Raw genomic sequence first — 5,452 nt, forward strand, 5'->3', positions numbered from 1 at the left:
GCTGGCGGGCACGAACACCGCGCTCGGTCGCCCCCAGTCGCCGCCGGGCGACGCCGTGCGACGTGCCGGCCTGCGCCTGGGGCTCGCGGCCCCGCTCGGACGCGTCTTCGCCCACGCCTACGCGATGGGATTCGACCGCGACGCATGATCCGCCGACGGGGCGGAGGCCGTCACCGGCGAGTCCCGCGCGCCCCGAATCCCGACCCGATCAGCTCGTCGGCGCCTCGTGATGCTGCTCCCATCGCCGTGCCGCGCGGACCCTGCGCGTGAGCACGCGATCCAGCCGGCGGAAGTCCCCGGCGAGGATCAGGTGGGTCGCCCACCGCGGGAGCCAGCCGGCCTGCCAGCGCAGGTCGCCGCTCAGGTCGCCGAAGTAGTCCGCCCTGATCCGCGTCACCGCCCCGGTCCCATGGCACGCGTACTCGACGCGCGCGTTCCACGGCGCGGACGACAGCCAGACCACCCGCCGGTTCTCGTCGAGATGCTCGAGCGTGTCGATGAAGTGGGCCCTGAACGGGCCGATCCGGTCGGTCGACATCCAGCGCGTTCCGACACGGACGGGGCCCTCGTCGATCTGCCGTCGGAATGCCACGGCCGGGGCGAACTCGTGCCATCTCATCGGGTCGGCCAGGTAGGGGAACACGGCCTCGACCGGGTGGTGCACCGTCGCGTGCACGACGACGTGACGCTCCCAGCGACGCAGCCTCGGCTCGTGCCCGCGCCGACGCCGGGCAACCGGAACCTCACCTGCGGAAGCCTCGCTCCCCACGGACGTGAGTGTATTTCGCGGCTCCCGACGCCCGCAATCGTCCGGTCCTCGTGCGTCGTCCGGCCCGACGATCGGAACATGCCCGGGTGTAGAATCCGGGTGTTCGCCGCCGGATGCGGCATCCACCCGCAGCCCCCGTGGCGAGATCGGGGTGAAGATGGCCGAGAAGCTGCCGTCGTCCGGTTCCCTGCCCGACGGCCAGGTCGCGGGCTGCGACACGTCGGGCATGATCCTCGTCCATCGCATCTTCCGCTGGTTGTACCGCGAGCTCCCGTTGCTGGTCCGCGACGTCGGCGCCGGCGACGTCGCGCGCGCCGAGGTCGTCGGGATCTACGCGAAGCTCGACTTCTTCGCGCTCCACCTCCACCACCGCACGGAGGACACCGTGCTCTGGGACCGCCTCGCCGCCCGCGAGCCCGCCTGTGCCGCGCACGTGGAGCTGATGCGAGCCCAGCATGCCGAGGTCGCGTCGCAGCTCGCGCGCATCGAGCCCCAGCTCGCCCGCTGGGTCGAGTCCGCCGACCCGGAGCGCCGCGACGCGTTCGCCCGGGACATCGAGTTCCTCCGGGACACGCTCCTGGTGCACCTGGGGCGGGAGGAGGACGACATCCTCCCGGTCGCGGGCGCGGTGATGTCCCAGCGCGAGTGGGACGAGCTGGAGGCGCACACGCGCGCCACGCTCATGGCGCGCCGCAAGGAGTTCCCGAGGGACGTGATGTCGCTGCAGCTCGGCCTGCTCCTCGCGAGCGTTCCCGAGGGGGAGCGCGAGGCGTGGTACCACGCGAACGTCCCCGCGCCGATCCGCCTGCTCTACCTCCTGCTCCTGAAGCGGAGGTACGACAGCGCGATGCGGGAGCTCTACCCGGACCGGCCCGTGCCGTCGATGTTCTGAGTCACCCGGCGAGCACGCGACCGGCCGCGACGAGCTGCGCGGCCAGGAGCAGGGCGGCCAGCATGACGAGACGGAAGAGCGTGCGCGACGGCGGGCGCAGGAGCGCCGCGAGGAGCGTCGCGACCGCGACCACGACGACGCCCGCGAAGAACGCCCACGAGATCGCGGACACCACGGACGCCTCGCCGCCCGCCGATCCGATCAGCACGACCACCGCGCCCGCGACCACCGCGCAGGCGGCGACGGCCGCCGACACCCTCGGTCCCAGGCGATGGGGAAGTCCCCGGACGCCCGTCGCGGCATCCTGGTCGAGGTCGGGGAGCACGTTGGTCAGGTGGACCGCCGCCCCGAGCGCGGCGCCGGCGATCCAGGTCCACCCCGGGGCGACGGCGGGCTGCGGCGCCGAGAGGGTCGCGAGGCTCGGGAAGATCCCGAAGCTCACGAGGAACGGCACGATCGACGCCGGCGTCGACTTGAGCCACGCGTTGTACGCCCAGGCCGAACCGAGGGCGAGCGCGTGCGCGGCGAGCATCCCCGCACCGAGCAGCGCCGACAGCGTCAGGGCCGTCGCGAGCGAGACGAGGGCGGCGCCCCAGGCGACGGCGAGGGTCACCTCGCCGCGCGCGATCGGCTTGTCCGGTCGCGACGCGATGCGGTCGCGCGGCGCATCGATCGCGTCGTTGGAGATTCCGACCGACAGCTGGCCGGCGAGGACCGCGAGCGCGAGCAGGACGATGCGAGCCGGGTCGAGGCCGGCCGACCACCCGAGCGCCGACGCGAGGGCGGTGACGATCGATGTCGGCCCGGGGTGCGACGACCGCCACAGTGCCCCGGGTGTGCTCACGCGCACGATGGTCTCACATGCGGGTCGGGGACGGGCCGTGGCATCGGGTAGACTGACCCATTGAACTTCGGCGAGGGACGCCGCCGGAGCCGGGTTCGTCCCGGTGCGGCATCCGTTATCGACGCGGTGGAATCAGACTCACGGCTGTTCCTCACGCTGGCTGCGCGCGCAGCCCCGGGCGTTCGAGTTGACACGACAGAACCCAACCTGGGCCGCGAGCCCGCAAGGAGCCATCACCATGGACGAAGACAACAAGGTCGTCGCCGAACTGCGCGAGTCGTTCGGCAAGGGCGCTGCCCGCAAGATCCGCGCTGCGCACAAGATCCCCGCCGTGATCTACGGCCACGGCAGCGAGCCGACCCACGTGACCCTGCCCGGCCACCAGACCGCGCTGCTGATCCGCAAGGCGAACGCCGTGCTCGAGCTCCAGATCGAGGGCGAGAGCCAGCTCGCGCTCGTCAAGGACGTGCAGAAGGACCCGGTGCACCAGATCATCGAGCACATCGACCTCATCGTCGTCACGCGCGGCGAGAAGGTCCAGGTCGAGGTGCCCGTGCACCTCGAGGGCGAGACCGCTGCCGGCACCATCGCCGACCTCGACGCGCACACCCTGTCGCTCGAGGTCGAGGCGACGCACATCCCCGAGAACGTCGTCGTGAGCGTCGAGGGCCTCGAGGACGGCACCCAGCTGCTCGCGAAGGACATCGAGCTGCCCACGGGTGCCTCGCTCCTCGGCGACCCCGACTCGCTCGTCGTCAACGTGCACGTGCCGCAGAAGGTCGACCTGGGCGAGGAGCCCGAGGCCGCGGGCGAGGAGGCCGTCGAGGCCGCTCCCGCCGAGGAGGCCGCCGAGGGCGAGTCGGCCGAGTAGTCGATCCCGCTTCGTCGCGAGGGTCCGCGTCGCCGCATCCGGGTACGCTCGGATCGCGGGGCCGCGGGCCCTCCGCCGTTCCCCTGACACCTGCCCGGAGGCATCCGTGAACCTCATCGACCGCCTCCTGCATCGCCGGAAGGACGACCCCGTGTCCGACAACACCTGGCTCGTGGTCGGCCTCGGCAACCCCGGCGCGCAGTACGCCGGCAACCGGCACAACGTCGGCCAGATGGTCGCCGACGAGCTCGCCTCGCGCATCGGCGCGACGTTCAAGAGCCACAAGACGCCCTCGCGCGTCGCCGAGGGCTCCCTCGGCCCGGGGCGGCCGAAGCTCGTGCTCGCCAAGCCGAACAGCTACATGAACACCTCCGGCGGGCCCGTCTCGGCGCTGCTGAAGTTCTACTCGCTCGGCGCCGACCGGCTCGTCGTGGTGCACGACGAACTCGACATCCCGTTCGACACCGTGCGCCTCAAGCGCGGCGGCGGCCACGGCGGCCACAACGGGTTGCGCGACATCCAGAAGGCCGCCGGCTCGCCCGAGTTCACGCGCGTGCGCGTCGGCATCGGCCGACCGCCGGGTCGCATGGATGCCGCGGACTACGTGCTGCGCGACTTCGCCGGGCCCGAGCGCGAGGCCCTCCCGAACCTGCTGTCGGATGCCGCGGACGCGGTCGAGGCCATCGTCGAGCACGGTCTCGTCGCGGCGCAGCAGCGGTTCCACTCGCCCGCCTGAGGTGCGCGTCGTCCACGAATTCGTGAGTACACGAATGCGTGTATCGTTGGACGCGTGACCACCACGACGACGCTCACGCACACGGCCGCGCTGGCCCGACTCGGGCACGCGCTCTCCGATGGCACGCGGGCGCGGATCCTGCTGCAGCTCCGCGATGGTCCCGCGTATCCGTCCGACCTCGCGGAATCGCTCGGCGTCTCCCGGCAGGTCATGTCGAACCAGCTCGCCTGCCTCCGCGGCTGCGGCCTCGTGGAGGCGAGCCCCGACGGGCGGCGATCCTCGTATCGCCTCGCCGACCCGGCCCTCTCGTCGGCGCTCGGCGACCTGCTGCGACTCGTGCTGGTGGTCGACCCCGAGTGCTGCTCGAGCGACGGGTGCGCCTGCGCATGACGCCGTCGCAGCCGATCCCCGCGCCCCGGGTGGCGCGTCGCGCGATCCTCCAGCGGCGGATCCGCTGGATCGTCGCCGCCACGATCACCTACAACGTGATCGAAGCGGTGATCGCCCTCACGGCCGGCAGCATCGCGTCATCCGCCGCCCTCGTCGCCTTCGGCCTGGACTCCGTCGTCGAAGTGCTCTCCGCCGCCGCCGTCGCCTGGCAGTTCGCCGCGCCCGACCCGGAGCGGCGGGAACGCGTCGCGCTCCGGCTCATCGCCGTGTCGTTCTTCGGGCTCGCCCTGTTCGTCACGATCGACGCGGCGAGCGCCCTGCTCGGTGCAGCCGATCCCGATCCCTCGCCGGTCGGCGTCGCGCTGGCAGCGGCGAGCCTCGTGATCATGCCGCTGCTGTCGTGGTTCGAGCGCCGGACCGGGCGCGAGCTCGGCTCGGCGAGTGCGGTCGCCGACTCGAAGCAGACGCTGATCTGCGCCTACCTGTCGGGAGCCCTGCTCGCCGGCCTGCTGCTGAACGGCCTGTTCGGATGGGCGTGGGCGGACTCGATCGCCGCGCTCGTCATCGCGGGGTTCGCCCTCCGCGAGGGCGTCGAGGCATGGCGCGGGGATGCCTGCACCGTGCCGGTCGCGGTGCTCACCGGTGAGCGCGAGGCCGAGCACCACGACGACTGAACCTCCCAGCGGCCGCGGAGGAGCTCGCGCCGTTCCCCGGCCGGGCGTCGGGCGGCGGAGGCGCTAGATCAGGCCGCGCAGGAACTCCTCCGGGGTCACCCCGGCCGCGCGGGCGCGCTCGACCAGCCGCGTGTGCTCCTCGGTCGTCAGCTCGAGCGACAGGGTGCGCCAGTCCGCCTCGGGCTCGTCGAAGTCGAAGAGCGCCGCGTCCTCCGCGTCGCGGTCGGCGAGCGCCGACGCCGCCGGCACGGGCGGAGCGGTGGCCGCGACCGAGAT

General features: G+C 72.7%; 8 protein-coding genes. 5 read left to right on the top strand and 3 right to left on the bottom strand.

Annotated elements, in window-relative coordinates; genetic code table 11:
• Positions 1 to 208 precede the first annotated feature (208 nt).
• Positions 209 to 769, bottom strand: a complete 561-nt coding sequence (locus ESO86_RS10755; protein WP_165307647.1) for an SRPBCC family protein — start codon at positions 767 to 769, stop codon at positions 209 to 211.
• A gap of 157 nt (positions 770 to 926) precedes the next feature.
• Here ESO86_RS10755 and ESO86_RS10760 point away from each other — a divergent pair, with 157 nt between their 5' ends.
• Positions 927 to 1,661, top strand: a complete 735-nt coding sequence (locus tag ESO86_RS10760) for a hemerythrin domain-containing protein (protein WP_129234896.1) — start codon at positions 927 to 929, stop codon at positions 1,659 to 1,661.
• 1 nt (position 1,662) lies between these two features.
• Here the strand turns inward: ESO86_RS10760 and ESO86_RS10765 are convergent, their stop codons facing one another.
• Entirely contained in the window at positions 1,663 to 2,505 is an 843-nt protein-coding gene (locus tag ESO86_RS10765; RefSeq protein ID WP_129234898.1) for a UbiA family prenyltransferase, read from the bottom strand.
• Positions 2,506 to 2,743: 238 nt separating this feature from the next.
• On the opposite strand from ESO86_RS10765, the gene ESO86_RS10770 reads away from it, so the two are divergent.
• The 4 genes from ESO86_RS10770 (at position 2,744) to ESO86_RS10785 (ending at position 5,176) form a co-directional block, all read left to right on the top strand.
• Positions 2,744 to 3,376, top strand: coding sequence for a 50S ribosomal protein L25/general stress protein Ctc (locus ESO86_RS10770; protein ID WP_129234900.1), 633 nt, complete (start codon positions 2,744 to 2,746; stop codon positions 3,374 to 3,376).
• Between the two features lie 151 nt (positions 3,377 to 3,527).
• Entirely contained in the window at positions 3,528 to 4,112 is a 585-nt protein-coding gene (gene pth / locus ESO86_RS10775) for an aminoacyl-tRNA hydrolase (protein ID WP_129234906.1), read from the top strand.
• Between the two features lie 54 nt (positions 4,113 to 4,166).
• Positions 4,167 to 4,502, top strand: a complete 336-nt coding sequence (locus tag ESO86_RS10780; protein ID WP_129234902.1) for an ArsR/SmtB family transcription factor — start codon at positions 4,167 to 4,169, stop codon at positions 4,500 to 4,502.
• The gene (locus ESO86_RS10785) at positions 4,499 to 5,176 is read left to right on the top strand and encodes a cation efflux transmembrane domain-containing protein (protein ID WP_129234904.1); all 678 of its coding nucleotides are present in this window, start codon (positions 4,499 to 4,501) and stop codon (positions 5,174 to 5,176) included. Before ESO86_RS10780 ends, ESO86_RS10785 begins: the two co-directional genes overlap by 4 nt.
• A gap of 63 nt (positions 5,177 to 5,239) precedes the next feature.
• Here ESO86_RS10785 and ESO86_RS18850 read toward each other — a convergent pair.
• Positions 5,240 to 5,452, bottom strand: a 213-nt coding sequence (locus ESO86_RS18850; protein ID WP_207207097.1) for a hypothetical protein, incomplete at its 5' end; no start/stop codon positions are given.

It is taken from the genome of Agromyces binzhouensis, assembly GCF_004135055.1.
Classification (GTDB): Bacteria; Actinomycetota; Actinomycetes; order Actinomycetales; family Microbacteriaceae; genus Agromyces; species Agromyces binzhouensis.

Bases quoted from the DNA above. Each gene is read 5' to 3' on its own strand.
- ESO86_RS10760 (WP_129234896.1), top strand. From the start codon at position 927: ATGGCCGAGAAGCTGCCGTCGTCCGGTTCCCTGCCCGACGGCCAGGTC.
- ESO86_RS10770 (WP_129234900.1), top strand. From the start codon at position 2,744: ATGGACGAAGACAACAAGGTCGTCGCCGAACTGCGCGAGTCGTTCGGC.
- ESO86_RS10785 (WP_129234904.1), top strand. From the start codon at position 4,499: ATGACGCCGTCGCAGCCGATCCCCGCGCCCCGGGTGGCGCGTCGCGCG.